Source organism: Phenylobacterium sp. J367 (genome assembly GCF_024699985.1).
Taxonomy (GTDB): domain Bacteria; phylum Pseudomonadota; class Alphaproteobacteria; order Caulobacterales; family Caulobacteraceae; genus Phenylobacterium.
Window position 1 is genome coordinate 1,985,821 of record NZ_JAJONA010000001.1, and the last position, 20,077, is coordinate 2,005,897.

The 20,077-nt window shown below is 71.9% G+C and carries 16 protein-coding genes and 2 pseudogenes; 9 read left to right on the plus strand and 9 right to left on the minus strand.

Annotation, left to right across the window (positions count from 1 at the left end; translation table 11 throughout):
• Positions 1–32: 32 nt before the first annotated feature.
• Positions 33–1,199, minus strand: coding sequence for a hypothetical protein (locus tag LRS04_RS10740; RefSeq protein ID WP_257819265.1), 1,167 nt, complete (start codon positions 1,197–1,199; stop codon positions 33–35).
• On the opposite strand from LRS04_RS10740, the gene LRS04_RS10745 reads away from it, so the two are divergent.
• From LRS04_RS10745 to LRS04_RS10755, 3 genes are read left to right on the plus strand one after another with little or no spacing between them, the layout of a single operon-like run.
• Positions 1,192–3,099, plus strand: coding sequence for a peptidoglycan-binding protein (locus LRS04_RS10745; RefSeq protein WP_257816358.1), 1,908 nt, complete (start codon positions 1,192–1,194; stop codon positions 3,097–3,099). The genes LRS04_RS10740 and LRS04_RS10745 overlap by 8 nt on opposite strands.
• Positions 3,100–3,138: 39 nt before the next feature.
• The gene (locus LRS04_RS10750) at positions 3,139–4,062 is read left to right on the plus strand and encodes a sulfite exporter TauE/SafE family protein (protein WP_257816359.1); all 924 of its coding nucleotides are present in this window, start codon (positions 3,139–3,141) and stop codon (positions 4,060–4,062) included.
• Complete coding sequence (locus LRS04_RS10755; RefSeq protein ID WP_257816360.1) at positions 4,062–4,832, plus strand: TIGR02186 family protein; 771 nt, start codon at positions 4,062–4,064, stop codon at positions 4,830–4,832. Before LRS04_RS10750 ends, LRS04_RS10755 begins: the two co-directional genes overlap by 1 nt.
• A gap of 10 nt (positions 4,833–4,842) precedes the next feature.
• On the opposite strand, the pseudogene LRS04_RS10760 reads toward LRS04_RS10755, so the two are convergent.
• The 3 genes and pseudogenes from LRS04_RS10760 to LRS04_RS10770 all read right to left on the minus strand — a co-directional run bounded on the left by LRS04_RS10760 (position 4,843) and on the right by LRS04_RS10770 (position 9,757).
• Positions 4,843–6,473 (minus strand): annotated as a pseudogene (locus LRS04_RS10760) (ABC-F family ATP-binding cassette domain-containing protein).
• A 73-nt stretch (positions 6,474–6,546) separates the two neighbouring features.
• Positions 6,547–7,293: a ligase-associated DNA damage response endonuclease PdeM gene (gene pdeM, locus LRS04_RS10765; protein ID WP_257816361.1), complete on the minus strand. Its 747-nt coding sequence runs from the start codon at positions 7,291–7,293 to the stop codon at positions 6,547–6,549.
• A pseudogene (locus tag LRS04_RS10770) lies at positions 7,290–9,757 on the minus strand (ligase-associated DNA damage response DEXH box helicase). The gene pdeM and the pseudogene LRS04_RS10770 overlap by 4 nt, the downstream one beginning before the upstream one ends.
• 103 nt (positions 9,758–9,860) lie before the next feature.
• On the opposite strand from LRS04_RS10770, the gene LRS04_RS10775 reads away from it, so the two are divergent.
• A complete protein-coding gene (locus LRS04_RS10775; protein WP_257816363.1) occupies positions 9,861–11,009 on the plus strand; it encodes a trans-acting enoyl reductase family protein in 1,149 nt (382 codons plus the stop codon).
• A 45-nt stretch (positions 11,010–11,054) separates the two neighbouring features.
• Here LRS04_RS10775 and LRS04_RS10780 read toward each other — a convergent pair whose 3' ends face one another.
• Positions 11,055–11,489 (minus strand): helix-turn-helix domain-containing protein, encoded by a 435-nt coding sequence (locus LRS04_RS10780; protein WP_257816364.1) that lies wholly within the window; start codon positions 11,487–11,489, stop codon positions 11,055–11,057.
• Between the two features lie 170 nt (positions 11,490–11,659).
• Positions 11,660–12,511: a hypothetical protein gene (locus tag LRS04_RS10785; protein WP_257816365.1), complete on the minus strand. Its 852-nt coding sequence runs from the start codon at positions 12,509–12,511 to the stop codon at positions 11,660–11,662.
• Between the two features lie 402 nt (positions 12,512–12,913).
• On the opposite strand from LRS04_RS10785, the gene LRS04_RS10790 reads away from it, so the two are divergent.
• Positions 12,914–13,234 carry a hypothetical protein gene (locus tag LRS04_RS10790; protein ID WP_257816366.1) on the plus strand — a complete coding sequence of 107 codons (321 nt, stop codon included), beginning with the start codon at positions 12,914–12,916 and terminating at the stop codon, positions 13,232–13,234.
• Positions 13,235–13,292: 58 nt separating this feature from the next.
• Entirely contained in the window at positions 13,293–14,066 is a 774-nt protein-coding gene (locus LRS04_RS10795; protein ID WP_257816367.1) for a carbonic anhydrase, read from the plus strand.
• A gap of 6 nt (positions 14,067–14,072) precedes the next feature.
• On the opposite strand, the gene LRS04_RS10800 is transcribed toward LRS04_RS10795, so the two are convergent.
• Complete coding sequence (locus tag LRS04_RS10800) at positions 14,073–14,843, minus strand: hypothetical protein (RefSeq protein WP_257816368.1); 771 nt, start codon at positions 14,841–14,843, stop codon at positions 14,073–14,075.
• Positions 14,844–15,012: 169 nt separating this feature from the next.
• Here LRS04_RS10800 and LRS04_RS10805 point away from each other — a divergent pair, with 169 nt between their 5' ends.
• Together LRS04_RS10805 and LRS04_RS10810 are read left to right on the plus strand one after the other, a co-directional pair.
• Entirely contained in the window at positions 15,013–15,558 is a 546-nt protein-coding gene (locus tag LRS04_RS10805) for an OmpA family protein (RefSeq protein WP_257816369.1), read from the plus strand.
• 167 nt (positions 15,559–15,725) lie between these two features.
• Positions 15,726–15,926, plus strand: a complete 201-nt coding sequence (locus LRS04_RS10810) for a hypothetical protein (protein ID WP_257816370.1) — start codon at positions 15,726–15,728, stop codon at positions 15,924–15,926.
• Between the two features lie 237 nt (positions 15,927–16,163).
• Here the strand turns inward: LRS04_RS10810 and LRS04_RS10815 are convergent, their stop codons facing one another.
• Positions 16,164–16,847, minus strand: a complete 684-nt coding sequence (locus tag LRS04_RS10815; protein ID WP_257816371.1) for a hypothetical protein — start codon at positions 16,845–16,847, stop codon at positions 16,164–16,166.
• A 291-nt stretch (positions 16,848–17,138) separates the two neighbouring features.
• On the opposite strand from LRS04_RS10815, the gene LRS04_RS10820 reads away from it, so the two are divergent.
• Positions 17,139–19,772: an ATP-dependent DNA helicase gene (locus tag LRS04_RS10820; RefSeq protein WP_374575993.1), complete on the plus strand. Its 2,634-nt coding sequence runs from the start codon at positions 17,139–17,141 to the stop codon at positions 19,770–19,772.
• 3 nt (positions 19,773–19,775) lie between these two features.
• On the opposite strand, the gene LRS04_RS10825 is transcribed toward LRS04_RS10820, so the two are convergent.
• Positions 19,776–20,030 (minus strand): EF-hand domain-containing protein, encoded by a 255-nt coding sequence (locus LRS04_RS10825; RefSeq protein WP_257816372.1) that lies wholly within the window; start codon positions 20,028–20,030, stop codon positions 19,776–19,778.
• Positions 20,031–20,077: the final 47 nt, after the last annotated feature.

Genomic DNA, 20,077 nt, shown 5'->3' on the forward strand with positions numbered 1-20,077 from the left:
GCCACGGGATCAGCCTCGGCCCCTTCATCAGGTCAGGCGGCCGCGCGCCGCGCCAGCCCGCGAAGAGGGCGAGCGCCAGGAAGACCGCGGCGAGGGAAAGCGTCAGTGTCAGGCTCATGTGCGACCGCATATCGCAGGGTGGCGGGAAGGTCCGAAGTCTGCCCTCTGGAGTTGTAGGCGAACATCCACAGGATAGAGCCTCCGGACGCTATATGTAGCGTTAAGGTCGCGTTTACACCCCCAGGAATCGGTGCGTACGCTCCCCGCAGTACCTGGAGAACGATTCTATGACCGCGGGCGCGCCCTGGAGCGTCAAGGGGATTGACCCGAAGGCCCGCGAGGTCGCGAAGGACCTCGCCCGGCGTTCGGGCATGACCCTCGGCGAGTGGTTGAATCGCGTCATCCTTGAAGATGATGTACCGGAGGACGTGACCTCCGAGGACCAGTTCATCGACCGCCCGCAGCGCGCGGCGCCGCCGCCGATCGAGCCGCAGCGGCCGCGCCTGGTGGCCAGCGCGCCGATCCCGACGTTCGCGCCGCGCGCCGACAGCCGGGCCGACGACCTCGCCCGCATCGCCTATGCGCTGGACCGACTGACCGACCGGATCGAGTCCTCCGAGACCCGGACCAGCCTGGCGATCTCCGGCGTCGAGCATTCCGTCCGCGCCGCCGTCGCGCGCATCGAGGCCGGCGAGCGCGAGCATATGGCCGTGGCCCAGCGCTTCGACGGCGCCGTGGACCATGTGGGCGCCGAGCAGGCGCGGATCGCCGACCGTCTGCGCCGGCTGGAGACCGAGGCCGCCGGCCCGCGCTCGGCCGAGGCCCTGCGCGTGCTCGAGCAGTCGGTGACCCGCGTCGCCGACCACGTCTATTCCGGCGAGGCCCGCACCCGTGAGGAACTGGCGGCCATCGACGCCCGCCTGGCGCGCGCCGAAGCCGCCGCCGCCGGAACCGATCCCGCGCCGCTGATCGACGAGGTGGTCCGCCGCCTTGGCCAGCGACTGGCCGACGCCGAGGGCCGCACCGCCGATGCGCTGGACAGCCTGCGCCGCTCGCTCGCCACGCTCGACAACCGTCTGGGCGCCGTCGAAGGCTCCCGGCGCCGCCGAGGCCGAACGCAAGCTGGAAGCCCTGGGCGCCAGCCTGACCGCCCGGGTCGAGGCGGCCCGCGCCGAGATCACCGAGAAGCTGATGGCCACCGCCAACGGTCGGGTGGACGAGCGCTTCGCCGAACTCGCCCATCAGGTGGAGGCCGCCGAGCAGCGCTCGGCCCAGGCCATCGAGCGGATGGGCAAGGAGGTCATCGGCATCGCCGAGGCCTTCAACCGCCGCCTCCAGTCCTCCGAGACCCGCAGCGCCGACGCCATCGCCAAGGTTGGCGGCGAGATGGCCCGCATCGCCGGCGCCGTCGAGCAGCGCATGGGCGCGGCGGAGCGGGCCCAGGCCGACGCCCTGGACAAGCTCTCGACCGAGATCGGCAAGATCACCGAGCGGCTCACCGACCGGATGCTCCAGTCCGAGCGCCGCGCCGCCCAGGCGATCGACGACGTGGGCGAGCAGGTGGCCCGCGTCACCGAGCGGATCGAGCAGCGCCATGAGCGCGTCGGCGCCGACATCGCCGAGCGCCTGCGTCAGAGCGAGGAGCGCACCGCCAAGCTGTTCGACGAGGCCAATGAGCGCCTCGAGCAGAAGCTGAACATCCTGCGCCCGGCCGAGCCGGCGGCCGCACCGGCCGAAGACCCGCCCGTCAAGTCGACGGCCGCCTTCGGGCCCGAGCTGTTCTCCCGCGCCGAGGCCCTGGACGACCTCGAGCTCGACGAACCGGTCGAGACCGCCCCGGCGCCGGCCGGCCAGTTCGACGCCGCCGATTTCGCGCCGATCCCGGAGCCGGAAGAGGACCTGTTCGGCCTCGACCAGCCGGAGCCGCCGCCGGCCGCCGAAGCGGAGCCTGCGCCGGAGTCGGCGCGACCGCTGTCGACCCGCGAGGTCATCGACCAGGCCCGCGCCGCCGCCCGCGCCGCGGAGGCCAGCCGGCCGCGCCTGCAGGTGAAGGCCCGCGCCAACTGGCGCGCCCAGCCGAAGCCGCCGATGCCGGCCAGAGCCTCGCGGCCGCGTCCGAATTCCACCCTGCAGACCGCCTTCATGATCGCCGGCGGCGCCGCCTTCCTGAGCGTGGGCGCGGCCGGCATGGTGCTGATGAACGCCCAGGCGCCGCGCGAGGCCGCCGAGACCTCGCCGTTCGGCGCCCCGCCGCGCGCCGCCGTCGCCATCGCGCCGCAGCCGATCGGCCCGACCGCCCCGGCCACGGACGCCGCCGCCCCCGCTGCGCAGGCTCCGGTCGCCGAGGCCGCGCCCGCGGCGCCGCTGTCCGGCCAGTACCTGGAGGCGCTGCGGGCCGTGGAACGCGGCGAGGCCGGCGGGCTGGCCCGGATGAAGGCGGTGGCCGACGCCGACTACGCGCCGGCCCAGTTCTTCATGGGCAAGCTCTACGAGACCGGCCAGCGCGGGGTGGTGAAGAACCTCGCCGAAGCGCGCAAGTGGACGACCAAGGCGGCCCTGAACGGCGAGCCGCGGGGCATGCACAACCTGGCCCTCTACTACTTCGAGGGGACCGGCGGTCCGCAGGACCTGGCGTCCGCCGCCCGCTGGTTCCGCAAGGCCGCCGAAGCCGGCATCGGCGACAGCCAGTACAACCTCGGCCTTCTCTATCAGGCCGGCAGCGGCGTGCCGCGCGACCTGACCGAGGCCTACAAGTGGTTCGCCATCGCCGCCGAGGGCGGGGACGCCGCGGCCCGCGCCAGCGCCATCGACCTGGAGAAGAAGCTCAGCCCGGCTCAGCTCGCCGCCGCCGACAAGGCCGCGGAAGACTTCCGGCCGGTCAGCGCCGCCGTCGAGCAGGTGGGCGTCAAGCCTTCGGTGTCCGTTGCGTCGGCCCAGCGGATCCTCGGCCGGCTCGGCTATTACAAGGGCCCGCAGGACGGGGGCATGTCCCGCGACTTCACCCTTGCGATCTCGGCCTACCAGCGCGATCAGGGTCTGGCGGCCACGGGCCAACTGGATCGCGGCACGGCCCAGCGGCTCTCCGTCTTCACGCGCTGACCGGTTCCGGCGGCGCCCCCACAAACGAGGCGCTGAGGATTGGACATCTACCTGCCCATCGCCGAGGTCTCGGTGAACGCGCCGCTGATCGTGGCGCTGGGCGCGCTGGTGGGGTTCATCTCCGGCCTGTTCGGCATCGGCGGCGGCTTCCTGATGACGCCGCTGCTGGTGTTCTTCGGCATCCCGCCGGCCGTGGCGGTCGCGTCGATGTCGACCCATGTGGCGGCCTCCTCCATGTCCAGCGTCCAGGCCTACGGCCGCAGCGGCGCGGTGGACTGGAAGATGGGCGGCGTGCTGGCGGCGGGCGGGATCGTCGGCGCGATCCTGGGGGTCGAGGTCTTTCGCTGGCTGCGCCTGCTGGGCCAGGCCGACCTCGTCGTCGCGCTCTCCTACCTGATCTTCCTGGGCGTCATCGGCGGGCTGATGCTGACGGAGTCGTTGGGGTCCATCCTGCGCCGCCGTCGCGGCCAGCCGCCGCCGCCCAGGCGTGACCGCCGACCGCCCTGGCTCTACGGCCTGCCGCTGAAGGTCCGGTTCCCGAAGTCCCGGCTCTACATCAGCATCATCCCGGCCCTGGGCCTGGGGGTCTTCGTGGGCCTGCTGTCGGCGGTGATGGGCGTCGGCGGCGGGTTCATCCTCGTCCCGGCCATGGTCTATCTGCTCAGGATGCCGGCGCGGATGGTGGTCGGCACCAGCCTCTTCCAGATCATCATCACGACGGCGCTGACCGGCATCCTCCAGGCCGGCCGCAACCAGACGGTGGATATCGTCCTGGCCGCGCTGCTGCTGGTCGGCGGCGTCCTGGGCGCCCAGTACGGCGCGCGCGCCTCCACCCGCTTCCGGGCCGAGGAACTCCGCGCCCTGCTGGCGCTGATCGTCCTGGTGGTCGGCCTGCGGATGGGCCTGGGCCTGTTCTTCCGCCCCGAGGAGCCCTTCGTCCTCATGCAGGGGATGGCCGGCTGATGGCGGTGGACGCAGCCCCGCCCGTCGCCAAGACGCCGGCCGCCGTCTCGGCGGCTTTGACGGAGACCGAGGTGCGGGTCGCCTCCAACTTCCGCGGCGCGCGGATCGTACTCTACGGCGCGGTCTTCGGTCCCTCCGACACGCCCGGCGACGTGGTGGTGATCGTCCGTGGCCCGGAACAGCCGGTCCGGATCGCCCGCAAGGTCAGGGTCGCCGGCCTCTGGCTGAACAGCCGGCCCGTGGTCTTCCACGGCGCGCCGGGGTTCTACATCGCCGCGTCCACGCGGCCGCTGGACGACATCGCCCGCTTCCGGACCCTGCGGGAGCTGAACATCGGCGTCGACCACCTGCCGATCCGGGCGCCGGCCGAGCAGCGGGTCGAAACCCGCTACGGCGTCCGCGACGTGGTGGTCTCCAGCCTCGGCCCAGACTACCTGCTCTGGCGCCAGGCCGTGGTGCGGCTGAAGGAGAAGACCGGCCTCTACGCCGCCGACGAGCGCGGCGTGCGCTTCGTGGACCGCGGCCTGTTCCGCGCCGAGATCGCCCTGCCGGCCCAGGCGCCCACCGGCACCTATGAGGCGGACATCATCCTCTTCCGGAACGGCGAGCCGATCTCCGTCAAGCACCGCACGCTGACCGTCCAGAAGGTCGGGATCGAGCGCACCCTCTACCTCTGGGCCCACCAGCGCCCCTGGGCCTACGGAATCGTTTCCATGCTGGCGGCCCTGCTGATCGGCTGGGGGGCGAGCTTCCTGTTTCGGCGTCGGTAACGCCAGGCTGCTACCCGCCCGGGTGCAGGCCCGGCGCTTCCTGGCCCGTGCGGGCGACATATTCCGTATAGCCGCCGCCGTACTGGTGGACGCCGTCGGGCGTCAGCTCCAGCACCCGGTTCGACAGGGCCCCCAGGAAGTGGCGGTCGTGGCTGACGAACAGCATGGTGCCCTCGAAGTCCGCCAGGGCTGTGACCAGCATCTCCTTGGTGGCCATGTCGAGGTGGTTGGTCGGCTCGTCGAGGACCAGGAGGTTCGGCGGATCGAACAGCATCTTGGCCATCACCAGGCGCGCCTTCTCCCCGCCGGACAGCACCCGGCAGGGCTTTTCCACATCGTCGCCGGAGAAGCCGAAGCAGCCGGCCAGGGTGCGAAGCTGGCCCTGGCCGGCCTGCGGGAACGAGCGGTCCAGGGACCTCGAAGATCGTTTCCTCGCCGTCCAGCAGGTCCATGGAGTGCTGGGCGAAGTAGCCCATCTTCACGCTCGCGCCGATGTTGACCGAGCCCTGGTCCGGGGCGGCGGCGCCGGCCACCAGCTTCAGCAGCGTCGACTTGCCGGCCCCGTTGGCGCCCAGGACGCACCAGCGCTCCTTGCGGCGCACCAGGAAATCGAGGCCCTCGTAGATCGGCTGGTCGCCGTAGCCCTTGTGGACGTCCTTCAGGCTGATCACGTCGTCGCCCGACCTGGGCGGGCTGCGGAACTCGAACTGCACTGTCTGGGCGCCGGCGCGGCGCCTCGACGCGCTCGATCTTGTCGAGCTTCTTCACCCGGCTCTGCACCTGGGCGGCGTGGCTGGCCCGCGCCTTGAACTTCTCGATGAACTTGATTTCCTTGGCCAGCATCGCCTGCTGGCGCTCGTACTGGGCCTGCCGCTGCGCCTCGCTCAGCGCCCGCTGCTGGTCGTAGAAGTCGAGGTCGCCCGAATAGGTGATCAGGTCGCCGCTATCGATCTCCACCACCTTGCCGATGATCCGGTTCATGAACGCGCGGTCGTGCGAGGTCATGAGCAACGCGCCGTCGTAGTCCTTCAGGAAGGCCTCGAGCCAGATCAGGCTCTCCAGGTCGAGGTGGTTGCTGGGTTCGTCCAGCAGCATGGCGTCCGGCCGCATCAACAGGATGCGGGCCAGCGCCACGCGCATCTTCCAGCCGCCGGACAGCAGGCCGACGTCGCCGTCCATGCGCTCCTGGCTGAAGCTCAGGCCGGCCAGCACCTCGCGGGCGCGGGCGTCCAGCGCATAGCCGTCCAGCTCCTGGAAGCGCTCCTGCACCTCGCCATAGCGTTCGATGATCGCGTCCAGCTCGTCCGCCCGGTCCGGATCGACCATGGCCGCCTCGAGCTCGGCCATCTCTGCGGCCAGGGCGCTGACCGGCCCGACGCCGTCCATCACCGCGGCGACCGCGCTCTGGCCCGACATCTCGCCGACGTCCTGGCTGAAGTAGCCGATGGTGATGCCGGGGTCGGTCACCACCAGGCCGTCGTCGGGCTGCTCCTGCCCGGTGATCATCCGGAAGAGGGTGGTCTTGCCGGCGCCGTTCGGGCCGACGAGGCCGACCTTCTCACCCTTCTGGATGCCCATCGAAGCTTCGATGAACAGGATCTGGTGGCCGTTCTGCTTGGAGATGTTGTCGAGGCGGATCATGCGGCCGCCCTGCTAGCCCGGAGGCGGCGCGAACGCCAGCCTCGGCCCGGTGGCTTTTCGTCCCAGCCGCGCCTCAGTCGCCCGTCAGCGACTTCCACCCCACCGCATGAACCTTGCCCAGCCCCAGCGCGCCGGCCAGGGGCGGGCGGGCGAAGAGGCCGGCGAAGGCCGCGTCGCGGACGTTCAGGCCGCCGGCATAGGCGCCGAAGGCCGGCAGGATCGCCCGCTCCGCGTCGGTGACGAAGCAGCGCCGCCGCACCGTGCCCTTGGACGCCCGGACCTTGGCGGCCGGGTGCAGGTGGCCCGCAACCTCGCCGGGCTGCAGGCCCGCCTGCGGCTCGTGGCGGAAGGTCAGGCCCTCCAGTTCCAGCTCGTCGGCCGTCTCGCCCGGCAGGCGCTGCGGCCCGTCGGCGTCGTGGTTGCCGATCACCCAGATCAGCCGCGTGCGTCCGGCCAGATCGCGCAGGCGCTGGGCGTCATCGGCCGCCAGCCGCTCCTCGGATCTCCGGTCATGGAAGGTGTCGCCCAGCAGGATCACCGCGGCGGGCGACAGCGCCGCCACTTCCGCCTCCAGCCGGCCGAGCGTCTCGCGGGTGTCGTAGGGCGGCAGCATCTGGCCGCGGGCGGCGTAGGACGAGCCCTTTTCCAGGTGAAGGTCGGCCACCACCAGGGTCCGCGAGATCTCCAGGTACATGGCGCCGGACGCGCGCAGCATCACCCGGGCGCTCCCCACGCACGTGCGCAGCGCGCCGCACGGGCTGGCGGCGAAGTCGTAGGCGAAGGCCGCCCCAGGGGCGGCGATGGCGGCGGTCGAACTCAACTCAGGGCCTCGGCGATCAGGTCTTCTTCGGCTTCCGCCAGGATCATCTCACCGGCGTGTCCGCCCGGCGACCGCTCCTTGCCGATCTCCAGGAGGATGGGGACCGAGAAGGGGGACAGGTGCTCGAGGGGCGCATGGCGGATCTTGCCGCGGATCCGGGCCAACATATGGCCCAGGCGCGCCACATCGATGAGGCCGGTCGCCGCATCGTCCCGGGCGCAGCGCAGCAGCAGGTGGTCCGGCTGGTGGCGGCGCAGCACGTCGTAGATCAGGTCGGTGGAGAAGGTGATCTGCCGCCCGGTCTTCTGCGGCTCGCCGGGGAAGCGGCGCTCGATCAGGCCGGCGATGATCGCGCAGCCCTTGAAGGCGCGCTTCATCATGAAGCTCTCGTTGAGCCAGTCCTCCAGGTCGTCGCCCAGCATGTCCTCTGCGAAGAGCTCCCCGAAATCGAGCCCGTCCATGGGCTTCAGCGCCCAGATGGCCATCGCATAGTCGTTGCAGACGAAGCCCAGCGGCCCGACGCCCAGCCGCTCCAGTCGCCGCGTCAGCAGCATGGCCAGCGTGGTGTGAGCGAGCCGCCCGTCGAAGGGGTAGCAGACCAGGAAGTGCCGCTGGCCCCGCGGGAAGGTCTCCAGCAGCATCTCCTCCTCGCGGACGATCAGCGAGCGGTCGCGCTGGGCCTCCAGCCATTCGCGCACGTCGGTGGGCAGGACGCTCCAGTGGTCCTCGTCGAACATCAGCTGGCGGACGCGCTTGGCGAGGTAGGTGGAGAGTGCGAACTTCGAGCCGCCCCAGGACGGCATCTTCGGGTCCTTGTCGTTGGCCGGGCGGACCAGCACGTCGAGGTTGGTGACGCCCACCAGCTCCCAGGTCTGGCCGGCGAACACGAAGGTCTCGCCGGGCTCCAGCATCTCCAGCATGCCCTCCTCGACCTCGCCGATCTTGCGGCCGCCCCGGCCGCCGCGCATCGCCATGCGCACGGAGAGCACGGCCGGCGAGACGATGGCCCCGACGTTCAGCCGGTGGCGCTGGGCGGTGGCGGCATTGCGCACCCGCCAGAGCCCGTCCTGGCCGCGGATGATCCGGCTGAAGCGGTCGTAGGTCTTCAGCGCGTAGCCGCCGGTGGCGACGAAATCGACGACCTGTTCGAAGTCCTCCCACGCGAGGTCGCGGTAGGGTCCGCTGGTCCTGACCTCGTCGTAGAGCTGGAGCACGTCGAAGGGCTCCGAACAGGCGCAGCCCATGACGTGCTGGGCCAGCACGTCGAGCGCGCCGACCCGCGGCGGATCGCCGTCCAGCTTGTTCTCGGCGATCGCCTCGCGGGCCGCCTGGCACTCCAGCATCTCGAAGCGGTTGGCCGGCACGAACAGCGCCCGGCTGGGCTCGTCCAGGCGATGGTTGGCCCGGCCGATCCGCTGGACCATGCGGCTTGCGCCCTTCGGGCTGGCGAGCTGGATGACCAGGTCGACGTCGCCCCAGTCGATGCCCAGGTCGAGGGTCGAGGTGCAGACCACGGCGCGCAGCTCGCCCCGCGCCATCGCCGCCTCGACCTTGCGCCGTTGTTCGGCCGCCAGGCTGCCGTGGTGCAGGGCGATCGGCAGGCTGTCGTCGTTCAGCCGCCAGAGCTCCTGGAAGGCGAACTCCGCCTGAAAGCGGGTGTTCACGAATACCAGCGCCGTGCGGCTCTTCTTGATGACCTCATAGACCTCGGCCATGGCGTGCTGGGCGGTGTGGCCGGCCCACGGCACGCGGCCCTCCGAGAGCAGCATGTCGACGATCGGCTCGGCCCCGCCCGGCCCGCGGACGAGATCGATGCTGTCGGGTCCCGCCGGTCCCGCCATCCAGCGCTTGATCACCTCGGGGTCGTCCACCGTCGCCGAGAGGCCGACGCGGCGCATGTTCGGCGCGAGCTGCGAGAGCCGGGCGAGGTCGAGGGCCAGCAGGTCGCCCCGCTTCGACGAATGGAGCGTGTGGATCTCGTCCAGCACCACGCAGCGCAGGCTCTCGAAATAGGCCCGCGCGCCCTCCCAGGCGCAGAGCAGCGCGAGCTGCTCGGGCGTGGTCAGCAGGATGTCGGGCGGCTTCAGCCGCTGGCGGGCGCGCCGCGCCACGCCGGTGTCGCCGGTCCGGCTCTCGGCCAGCACCGGCAGGCCCATCTGCAGGATCGGCGCATTGAGGTTCCGCTCCACGTCCACCGCCAGGGCCTTCAGCGGCGAGATGTAGAGGGTGTGCAGGCCGGTCGGGGCGTTCGACGGCGGGCGCTCGGAAATCTCGATCAGGCTCGGCAGGAAACCGGCCAGCGTCTTGCCCCCGCCGGTGGGCGCGATCAGCAGCGCGTCCCGGCCGGCGCGGGCCCGGTCCACCATGCCGAGCTGGTGCGCGCGCGGCGCCAGCCCCGCTTCGCGAACCAGTCGGCGAAGCGGGTGGGCAGGAGGTCGGGGGAGGGGCCCGCAGCGTCGGCCATTGGGGCCCTATAGCATGTTCCCGTTCCGTTTCACGAGGCGAACAGCGCTTGCTTACATCGTAAGCCACGGCCAAGGTGCGCGCCTCAACAAGGAGGGACGGCCATGAACCCGGCTGCGGAATTCGACGTCATCGTCTATGGCGCCACCGGCTACACCGGCCGCCTGGTCGCCGAGCACCTGGCGAGGACCTATGGCGTGGGCGACGTCAAATGGGCCATGGCCGGCCGCAGCCAGGCCAAGCTCGAGGAAGTGCGCGACGAGATCGGCGCGCCGAAGGACACGCTCCTTATCGTCGCCGACGCCGACGATCCGGCGTCGCTGGAGGCCATGGTCAAGCGGGCCAAGGCGGTGATCACCACGGTCGGGCCCTACCAGCTCTACGGCGACGCCCTGATCGCCGCCTGCGCGGCGGCCGGGACGGACTACCTCGACCTCACCGGGGAACCCAACTGGATGGCCCGCACCATCGCCGCCCACCACGAGACGGCGAAGAAGACCGGGGCGCGGCTCCTCCACTCCTGCGGGTTTGATTCGATCCCGTTCGAGCTCGGCGTCTGGTTCGTGGAGGAGACGGCGAAGCAGCAGCTCGGCGCGCCCGTGCCGCGCGTGAAGGGCCGGGTGCGCGGGATCAAGGGCGGCCTGTCCGGCGGCACCGCGGCGTCGGGCGCGGCCACCATGGCGGCGATCCAGAAGGATCCCAGCCAGCTCGGCGTGATGATGAACCCGTTCTCCCTGACGCCCGGCTTCGAGGGGCCGGCCCAGCCGCCGGGCAACGCCAAGGCGCACGACGAGGACGTGGGCGCGGACGTCGGCCCCTTCATGATGGCGGTGATCAACACCAAGAACGTCCACCGCTCGAACTACCTGATGGGCCACCCCTGGGGCCGGGACTTCCAGTACGACGAGATGACCATCCTGGCGCCGGGCTCGGACGTGGAGTTCACCCAGATCGGCGACGCGGGACCGAAGCCGGGCGAAGGGCCGACCAAGGAGGAGCGGGAGACCGGCTTCTTCGACATCCTGATGGTGGGCATCGCCGCCGACGGCCGGAAGGTGAAGGCCTCGGTCAAGGGCGACAAGGACCCGGGCTACGGGTCGACGTCGAAGATGATCGCGGAATCGGCGCTGTGCCTGGTCAAGGAATGCGCCGACGTCGAGGGCGGCGTCTGGACGCCTGGCGCCGCCATGCAGGGCAAGCTGGTCGACCGGCTGACGAAGAACGCCGGCTTCACCTTCACGGTGGAGTCCTAGCGCGGCCTGGCGGCGGCGGCGAAGGCCGGCGCCGCCAGAGCAGCCTCACGCGTCCTCGCGCTCCGAATCGAGCATCGCACGGACCAGCTCGACCACCTTGCGGCGCACGCGCGGGTCGGTGATGCGCGGAAAGGCGGCGGCGAGCTCAAGCCCCTCGGGCGTCATCAGGAAGGCATGCGCGCCGCTGGCGGCGGTCGTCTCGCCTTCTTCCGGCAGGCCTTCGTAGAAATAGTTGATCGGAGCCTGCAGGGCGCGCGCCGTCTCCCAGAGCTTGGAGGCGCTGACCCGGTTCGATCCGCGCTCGTATTTCTGGATCTGCTGGAAGGTGATGCCCAGCGCTTCCGCCAGGCGATCCTGGCTCATGCCCAGCTCCTTGCGGCGCATCCGGATGCGCAGGCCCACGTGCCGGTCGACCGGATGGGCGTCCGGATCGGTGGGAACGGCGGTGACGAGATTGCCCGGCTTGATCGGTTTGGTCATGAGAGTTGGTCGCCCCAAGGTTGTCGTTGGCCCCGGTTAGCGCCACGCAACGCACCGGGTCCCCCTGTCCCTAGGAACACTAAGCCAACCGATGGTTGAAGCTTGGCCTTACCCATTTTGGGGTTTGGTTGGCCTGTGCGGCGAGCCGCCGCACGACAAACGGTGTTTTCCTAGGCGGTCTCCGCCCCGGGCCCTCGTTCCCATTCGGCGAGGATTCCGAGCCGCGCGAGGACTTCGAACATCCGGCGCACGTAGGCCTGGTTCTCGGCCATCAGATGCATGAAAGCCGGCCTCGCCAGCACTTCGGCCGGTACGATGAGCCCGTCGGCCACGCGCACCACGAGCCCGTCGGCCACCAGCCTGTTGGCATGTCGGCGGGTCGTCTCCTCGGGCACGCCGAGGCTCTCGCCGATGGTGGCGATCCGTACCGGTCGGCGAAGCGCGTCGGGCACGAACCCCTCGGCGCCGGCTTGGTCGCCGCCGCGCTGTTCGTCGGTGAGATGCTCCGTGTTGCAGGAGAGGATGGTCAGCAGGATCAGGCCGCGCACCACGTCGCCGACATGGGTGACGGTCAGGTCCAGCACCCTGAGCGCGTAGTCCGAAGAGGCCCGGGCCACCGCCCGCACCGGCTCGCCCGCCGCCACCGCGCTGCGGGGCGCCGGGTTCGGCAGGTCGGTCAGCATGCCGAGGTCGCGCAGGCGCAGGTAGAAGGTGCGCACGCGCTCATAGCTGTCCTGCAGCATCCGGTGATGCTCCGGCGAACTCACCCGTTCGGCCGGCACATAGACGCCATGGGGCGTGACCACGCAGTGTCCCTGGGCGGCGAGCGCCGTGATCCGGCGGCGCACGGTCTCGTAGGGCTGGCGCAGGGACTGGGCGATGGCGCTGATGCTGACCCTCCGGCGCAGGTCGTCGGGCGGCACGCCCTCGTAGTCGGCGTAGGTGAGCGCCAGGTCCGCGTTGCGGTTCAGCGGGGCGACGTTCGACTGGACGACGGCGATCAGGATGAGCGTGTCGAGCAACGGGGCCCCGCCCGTCCGGCACAGGCGCACGAGGTCGAGGAGGAATGCGATCGAGAGACGGCCCACGAGCCTGTGTCGGGTCAGGGATGGCGAAGCGGACATGCGGGCGGACTTGGCTGGGTGCTCACGAACAGGATCGCGACCCGGTTCGGGATACAACCGGCAGGCTTGAGATAAATCCTAAAATTCGCGCCCGGGGAGAAATTGGCCGGCCCGCGCGGGGCAGCAGGGGGGATGCCAGGGGTGTGGCGGGACCGGCCTTCTCGACCGCGACGTCGGGGGGCATCGTGCGGTCGGGATCGAAAACGCCGGTTTTGGGAAGGCGTTCCCACCGTGGTTCGCCTCTTGGCATTTTTCTTTTGATGGGGAAGGTTCGGGCGCTCGCAGTCCAGGAGATGCCCGATGCGCCTGACCCCCATCCTCCTCGCCGCCGCCGCCAGCCTGGCGCTCGCCGCCTGCTCCCAGAAGACCGAAGACAGCGCCGAGGCGACCGCCGACAGCGCCACGGCCACCGCCTCGTCCGCGGCCGCGGACACCGCCGCCACTGCCGGCGCCGCCGCGGAGGCCGCCCAGGTGAACGCCGCGGCTGCCGCGGACGCCGCCGCCGCGGGCGCCCGCGGCGACCGCCGACACCGCCGCGTCCGCCGCCGACAAGGCCGAGCAGAAGGTCGAGACCGCGCCGAACTGACCTCGGCCTGCGGCGCGATCTGCACCGCATCTTAGGAAATCTGCGCTCTCCTCCCGGCAGGTCTCAAAGGATCTCGCCGGGGGGCGAAGCAGAATGCGCAACTTCCAGATGGCTGGCGGCCTCTCGCGCCGCGGCCTGATCGTCACCGCCGGCGCGGGCCTCGTGGCCGCCCCGTCCGCCTTCGCCGCCCAGGCGCACAAGCCGGCGGCCCGCGCCGCCGCCCCGGCGGGTCACACCGCCGCCGGCGCGCCGCCCTCGCCCGAGCAGGCCATGACCCGGCTGATGGCCGGCAACGGGCGCTATGTGGCGGCCAAGGCCACCCACCCGAATGGCGACGCGGCCCGGCGCCGTCTCGTGGCCGCCGGCCAGACGCCGTTCGCCACCATCCTCGCCTGCGCCGACAGCCGGGTCGCGCCCGAGCTGATCTTCGACCAGGGTCTGGGCGACCTCTTCGTCGTCCGCGTGGCCGGCAACGTCGTCGACGACGCGATCCTGGCCTCCATCGAATATTCGGTCATCCACCTCGGTTCGAACCTGGTCATGGCGCTCGGCCACGAGCGCTGCGGCGCGGTGAAGGCCACCGCCGATGCGCTGGACGGCCACGGCTCGCCCGAGGATGCGGACACCAAGATCGGCGCGCTCGCCGCCCTGATCGCCCCGGCCGTCCGCGCCGTGCCGGCCGGGACCGTCGACCGCGTGGACGCCGCCGTCTCCCTGAACGCCGCCCAGGCCGCCGCCGAGATCTTCGCAGGCTCCCGCCCGCTGCGCGCCCGGGTGCTCGCCGGCCAGCTCAAGATCGTCGCCGCCCGCTACGACCTCGACGACGGCAAGGTCTCCCCCGCCAAGGGCCGCAGCGACATCGTCTAGCCGCCCCTAGCCCCGCCTGCGGGCGGCGAGCAGGTCGGTCCAGCGCCAGGCGCCGCCGCCCAGCACGACGCGGCCGGCGCCGGCCTGCTCGCCCAGCGACAGCACCACCAGGCCCTGAACCGGATCGTCCCGACAGGTCTCCGGCGCGAAGGCGACTTCCATGACGATGGCCTGGCGCACCCCCGCCAGGCCCTTGCCCTCCTGGCCGGGGCTGCGCAGCCAGTCGCCGTTCCAGACGAGGATGGCGCGGCCGGTCTCCACGTTGGCGCGGGCGACCGCCTGGCGGACCTCGGGATCGCGCCGGAGCGCCGCCTGCAGCCGCCGGACCATGTCGCAGGTCTGTCCGCCGCCGCCCGCGCCGGAGCCTGAGCCGTCGCCGGTTCCCGTCCCGGCGGTCCGCGCGCCGGCCAGTTCTGTATCGCCGAGGGTGACCAGCGGGACCAGGGCGGGGGCCTCCGTCAGGGGAGCCACGAGCGGCGCGACGGTAGGCGAGGGGGGCTGCGGCGTGCAGGCGGATCGCCGGGCGCGAGGGGGTTGGGCGCGGGCGGGGCCGGGGGGCGCGGCGGCCGAGGCCTCGTCGTCCAAAGGCGGACCGGGCGGCGGGACGACCGGCGGGTCGATCAGGGAGAGGACCACCGGATCGGGCATCGCGGCCATGCCTTCCGGCGCGGCGTCGCGTTGCGCCGCCAGCCAGACGAGCGGGATGGCCAGGTGGGCGGCGAGGCTCACCGCGATGGCGGCCGAGCGCCGCCTGCGTGTCTCCGGTTTCCTCGCCATGGGCCGGCCAGCGAACCCCGCGTTCGCGTCCAGAATGGGGCGTGCGCCACGGTCAAGCTGCCGGATTCCGGCCACGCTCGCGTCATGACGCCGCCATTGCGGGTGCGACACCTTGGCGCTGGCGGAGAGCCCGGGTGGGGGCCCGGAACATAGAAGGAAACGCGAAAAGATGAACGCGAAGATCAGGATGGTGGCGGTGAGCGCCATGCTCGCGGCCGGCTTCGCCACGACGGGCTGTGCGAGCCACCGGTTCGTGAAGGAACGGGTGGCCGTCGTCGACGATCGGGTGACGACCGTCGAAGGCACGGCCGGCGAAGCCCTTCAGCGGGCCAACGCCGCCCACAAGCTGGCGGAGGGCAAGTTCCTCTACCAGGTCGTGCTGTCGGACGACTCCGTGAAGTTCCCGACCGACCGCCACGCCCTGTCGCCTGAAGGCCAGGCGCGGCTCGACGAGTTCGCCCAGCGGCTGATGAGCGAGAACCGGAACGTCTACCTGGAGATCCAGGGCCACACGGACTCCACCGGCCCCGAGGCCTACAACGACCAGCTCGGCGAGGCCCGCGCGGAGGCGGTCCGCAAGTATCTCAGCCAGAAGGGCGTGGCCCTGAACCGCATGGCGACCATCTCCTATGGCGAGGAGAGCCCGGTGGCGCCGAACGAGAGCCCCGAGGGGCGTTCGCAGAACCGGCGCGTGGCGATCGTCGTCCTGAGCTAGGCGTTCGAGCCTCCTCTCTCCCGACGCTCACGTCGGGGGAGAGGAGACTGCGCGGCATTGTTACGTGCGACGCCGATTTCCTGTGGATTCCCGGGTCGTTAACTTCTCTTAAGGGCCGACTCACGGCTCATAGGTCCGTGGAGGGGCGCTGGAACCGAGACGAGATCATGCCTGACGCCACCTACGTCGCCTTCGTCCCGACCAAGCATCGCGACGAGCTGCGCCGGATCCTTCAGACCGAGGACACCGGACCGCTGGCCTGGCGCGAGCGGCGCAGCCTGTTCGGCAGCGAGTTCTACTTTTCCGGACCGCCGACCCTCGCCCGCAAGGCGCAGGCCTACGTCTCCGAGTGGGTGCTGGCGCACTAGGGGCCGGGCGTTCCCTACGCCTGCCAGAGGGCGACCACCCCGCGGGTCGAGAGGCCGTTGAACAGGCGCTGCACGTCGCCGGCATTGGCCTTCAGCACCACCCGCCACGGCCGGCTGGCCAGCATATCCTCCGTGACCAGGAAGCCCTGCGGCGTGCGCGCGACGACGCCGTCGTCGGCGAGCTTGAGAAGCTGGCGGCGCGTGGTCTCGGCGGGCAGCTTCAGGCGGCGCGAAAGTTCAGCCGGCCGGACCGGCCGGCGGGCCCGGCTTCACCTGACCGGTTCCGGTCAGCGTGGGCGGCTCCACGCCCTCGGCGACCGCGCCGAGCAGGGCCAGCGCCGAGAGCCGATCCCCCGAGACCCTGACCACGCCGGCCGCCATGCGCAGCAGGTAGTCGCTCACCAGGCGGGCGGCGCCGCGCATCAGGTCCTCCTGCGGGGCGAACACCGGATCGGGCAGGGGCGCCAGGAGGTCGTAGGCGGTCAGGTCCTCGTAGAAGGTCCGCATGCGCGCATAGACCTGCATCACCGAGGCCAGATAGGCGGGCGACCCCAGGAAGGACGACGGCACGATCACGCCTGAGTTCTCGATGGCGCAGGCGCCGCGGGCGATCAGCCCGTGGATGTGGCGCCGCGCCGTCTCGAACGGCAGGCCGAGCGACTCGGCGATGGCGCTGATGCTGATCGGCGTCCGCTCGGCGTCGGGCGCGGGCGAAGCCAGGTCGCCATAGCGCCGGCGCGCCGCGGGATCGCGGGTCAGGGGCAGGATGTTCGCCTGGTTGATGGCCATGACCAGCAGGGCGTCGGAGCTGTCGAGATCGGCGATCCCCACCGAGGCCACGTCCATGAGGAAGTCCAGCGACAGATCGCCGATCACGCGCTCGCGTAGGATCGAGGCCAGCTGGGGTGCGACGTAGGACACGGTCGAGCACTTGTCGGCTTTTCCGTGAAAAGACAATGGCTCCGGGTCCCCAACCTGGGGGCGGGGCTGCGGCAAGGCCGCCCACAGGCAGGGTTCGCTTTTCGTTCCCTGGCGACTCCGGTAAGTTCCGGCGGTGACTGCGTCCCCCGCCACCGTCGATCTCGCGCCGGCCCTCGTGGTCCTTCCCGGCCCCCGCGCGGCCGCTGCGGACGCCTCGGGCGCGCGCACGTTGCGGGCTCCGGAAGCCCGGGACCTGCTGGAGTCGGCGCCCTCGTCGTCGCCCACGCGGCCATGACCGCGCGCCGGCTGGGGATGAACGCGCCGCCGCGCTCGCCCCGCCTGTTCGACGCCCTTGAGCTTTTCGGCTTCGTCCGGCCGGCGCGGTTCTGCGCACCCTCGGCGGCCGGCCTTGCCCAGGCGCTGGGCCAGGCCGAACCCAAGGGCGCGGAGGCCCAGGCCCGGTCGCTCGCCGAGTCCTGCCGCCTGCTTCTGGCCGAGCTTGCCGCCGCGCCCGAGCCGTCGCGCGAGGAGGCCCTGGCGCTCGCCGAGACGCTCGCCCGCGCCGGCTGGGCCTGGGGCCAGGCCTGCGTCGGCGCGCTGCGGACCGCTCCCGTCGGCAACATGTTCCGCTCCTCCGGCCTCGACGTCTGGGCGCGGATGATCGAGTGGGAGGCGGAGGCCCCGCCGGGCGAGCCGGGCACCAAGCCGATCGCCGCCGAGGGAGCCGCCACCCGCCTGAAGGACCTGCTGCAGCGCGCCGGCCTCGACGAGGCCCGGCCCGCCCAGGCCGAGTACGCCGCCGAGGCCGCCTTCGCCTTCCAGCCGCGCGAGCGGGAGGGCGAGCCCCGCATGATGCTGGCCGAGGCCGGCACCGGCACCGGCAAGACGCTGGCCTACCTGGCGCCCGCCTCGCTCTGGGCCGAGGGCAACGGTCCGTCGGTCTGGGTCTCTACCTACACCCGCGCCCTCCAGCGCCAGATCGAGCGCGAGAGCGCCGCGATCTACCCGGACCCCAAGGTGCGTCAGAAGAAGGCGGTCGTCCGCAAGGGCCGCGAAAACTACCTGTGCCTGCTCAATTTCCAGGACCAGGCGAACACCGCCCAGCTCGGCGGCGCGGATCTCGTCGGCATGGCGCTCGCCGCCCGCTGGGCCAGGGCCACCCGGGATGGCGACATGACCGGCGGCGACTTCCCGGCCTGGCTGCCGACGCTCTTCGCCATCGCGCCGGCCGCCCAGGCCAGCCCGGCGAACCTCGTGGACCGCCGGGGCGAGTGCATCCATGCCGGCTGCCAGCACTATCGGACCTGCTTCGTGGAAAAGGCGATCCGTGGGTCCCGGCGCGCCGACATCGTCATCGCCAACCATGCGCTCGTCATGACCCAGGCCGCTTTCGACGGGGCCCGGGCGGCGCGCGGCTCCAAGGCCGACGGGGAGACCACGCAGCTCAAGCGCATCGTCTTCGACGAGGGCCACCACCTGTTCGACGCCGCCGACAGCGCCTTCTCCGCCGCGCTGTCGGGCGCCGAGAGCGCCGAGATGCGCCGCTGGATCCGCGGGCCCGAGGGCCGTGGCCGCCGGGGCCGGGGCCTCGAAGCCAGGCTGATGGACGTGCTGGGCGCCCACGACGACGCCAAGTCGCTCCTGGTCGAGGCCACCCACGCCGCCGCCGCCCTGCCGGGCGAGAGCTGGTCCGGCCGCATCGCTCCGCCCAACGGCGAGGTGAACCCGAGCGGGCCGATCGAGCAGTTCCTGGTCGCCGTGCTGGAGCAGCTCCGCGCCCGCGCCGCGCCGTCGGAGGTCGGCATGGAGTGCGCCGCGCGGCCCGCCCTCGACCGTGTCCGAGACACCGCCCGCGACGCCGCGAAGGCGCTGGCGAAGGTCGAGGCGCCGCTGCTGGCCCTGGCCCGCGCCCTGGAAGACGTGCTCGACCAGGAGGCCGCCACCCTGGGGGCGACCGAGCGCGCCCGCATCGAGGGCGCGCTGCGCGGCCTCGACCGCCGGGCGCGCATGACGCTGCCGGCCTGGCGCTCCATGTTGCGGGCCATCGACGAGGACGCCGAGGACGACCCGGACTTCGTCGACTGGTTCGACGCCACCTTCCTCTATGGCCGGGTGGTGGACGCCGCCTGCCGGCGCCACTGGGTCGATCCGACCGAGCCCCTGACCAATGCGGTGATCGCGCCGGCTCACGGCGTGCTGGTCACCTCCGCCACCCTCGCCGACCCGACCCTGGACGATCCCTTCGCGCTGGCCGAGATGCGGACCGGCGCCGCGCGCCTTCCCGACCGGCCCAAGACGCTCCGGCTCGCCTCGCCGTTCAACTACGCGGACCAGGCCCGCTGCTTCGTGGTCACCGACGTCGGCCGGGACGATCCCCGCCAGATCGCGGCGGCCATGCGCGAGCTGTTCCTGGCGGCGGGCGGCGGGGGGCTTGGCCTCTTCACCGCCATCCGGCGGCTGCGCGCGGTCCATGAGCGCATCGCCGCGCCCCTGGCGGACAAGGGCCTCGCCCTCTACGCCCAGCACGTGGACCCGCTGGAGGTCGGCGCCCTTGTCGACATCTTCCGCGCCGAGGAGGACGCCTGCCTGCTCGGCACCGACGCGGTGCGCGACGGCGTCGACGTGCCGGGCCGTTCGCTGCGCTGCCTGGTGTTCGACCGCGTGCCGTGGCCCCGGCCCGACATCCTGCACAAGGCCCGCCGCGCCCGCTTCGGCGGCAAGGGCTACGACGACGCCATCGCCCGGGGCCGCATCGCCCAGGCCTTCGGCCGGCTGATCCGCCGGGCCGACGACAAGGGCGTGTTCGTGATGCTGGATGCGTCCTCGCCCACGCGACTGTTCTCAGGTCTTCCCGAGGGCGTGGAGCTGCAGCGGATCAGCCTCGTGGAGGCGATCGAGAAGACCGCGGAATTCCTGAAGCCCTGAGCGTCAGCCGCCCTGGCGCTGGCGCATCATCTTCATGGCGGCGTCCAGCTCCTCGGCCGTGACCTTGCCGTCCTTGTTGGCGTCGACCATGGCGAAGCGCGCCTCGGGCCGCCCGGCGGCCACCCACTCTTCCTTGCTGACCGCGCCGTCGCCGTCCTTGTCCCAGGCCTTCACGATGTCGGCGGGGGCCGGCATCTGGGCGGCGGCGGAGCCGGCGAGCGCGGCGAGGCCGAGGGCGGCGATCAGGATCTTGCGCATCGTGGGCTCCTTCGATGTCGGCAGGCAGACTGCGCCCGCGGTGTTGC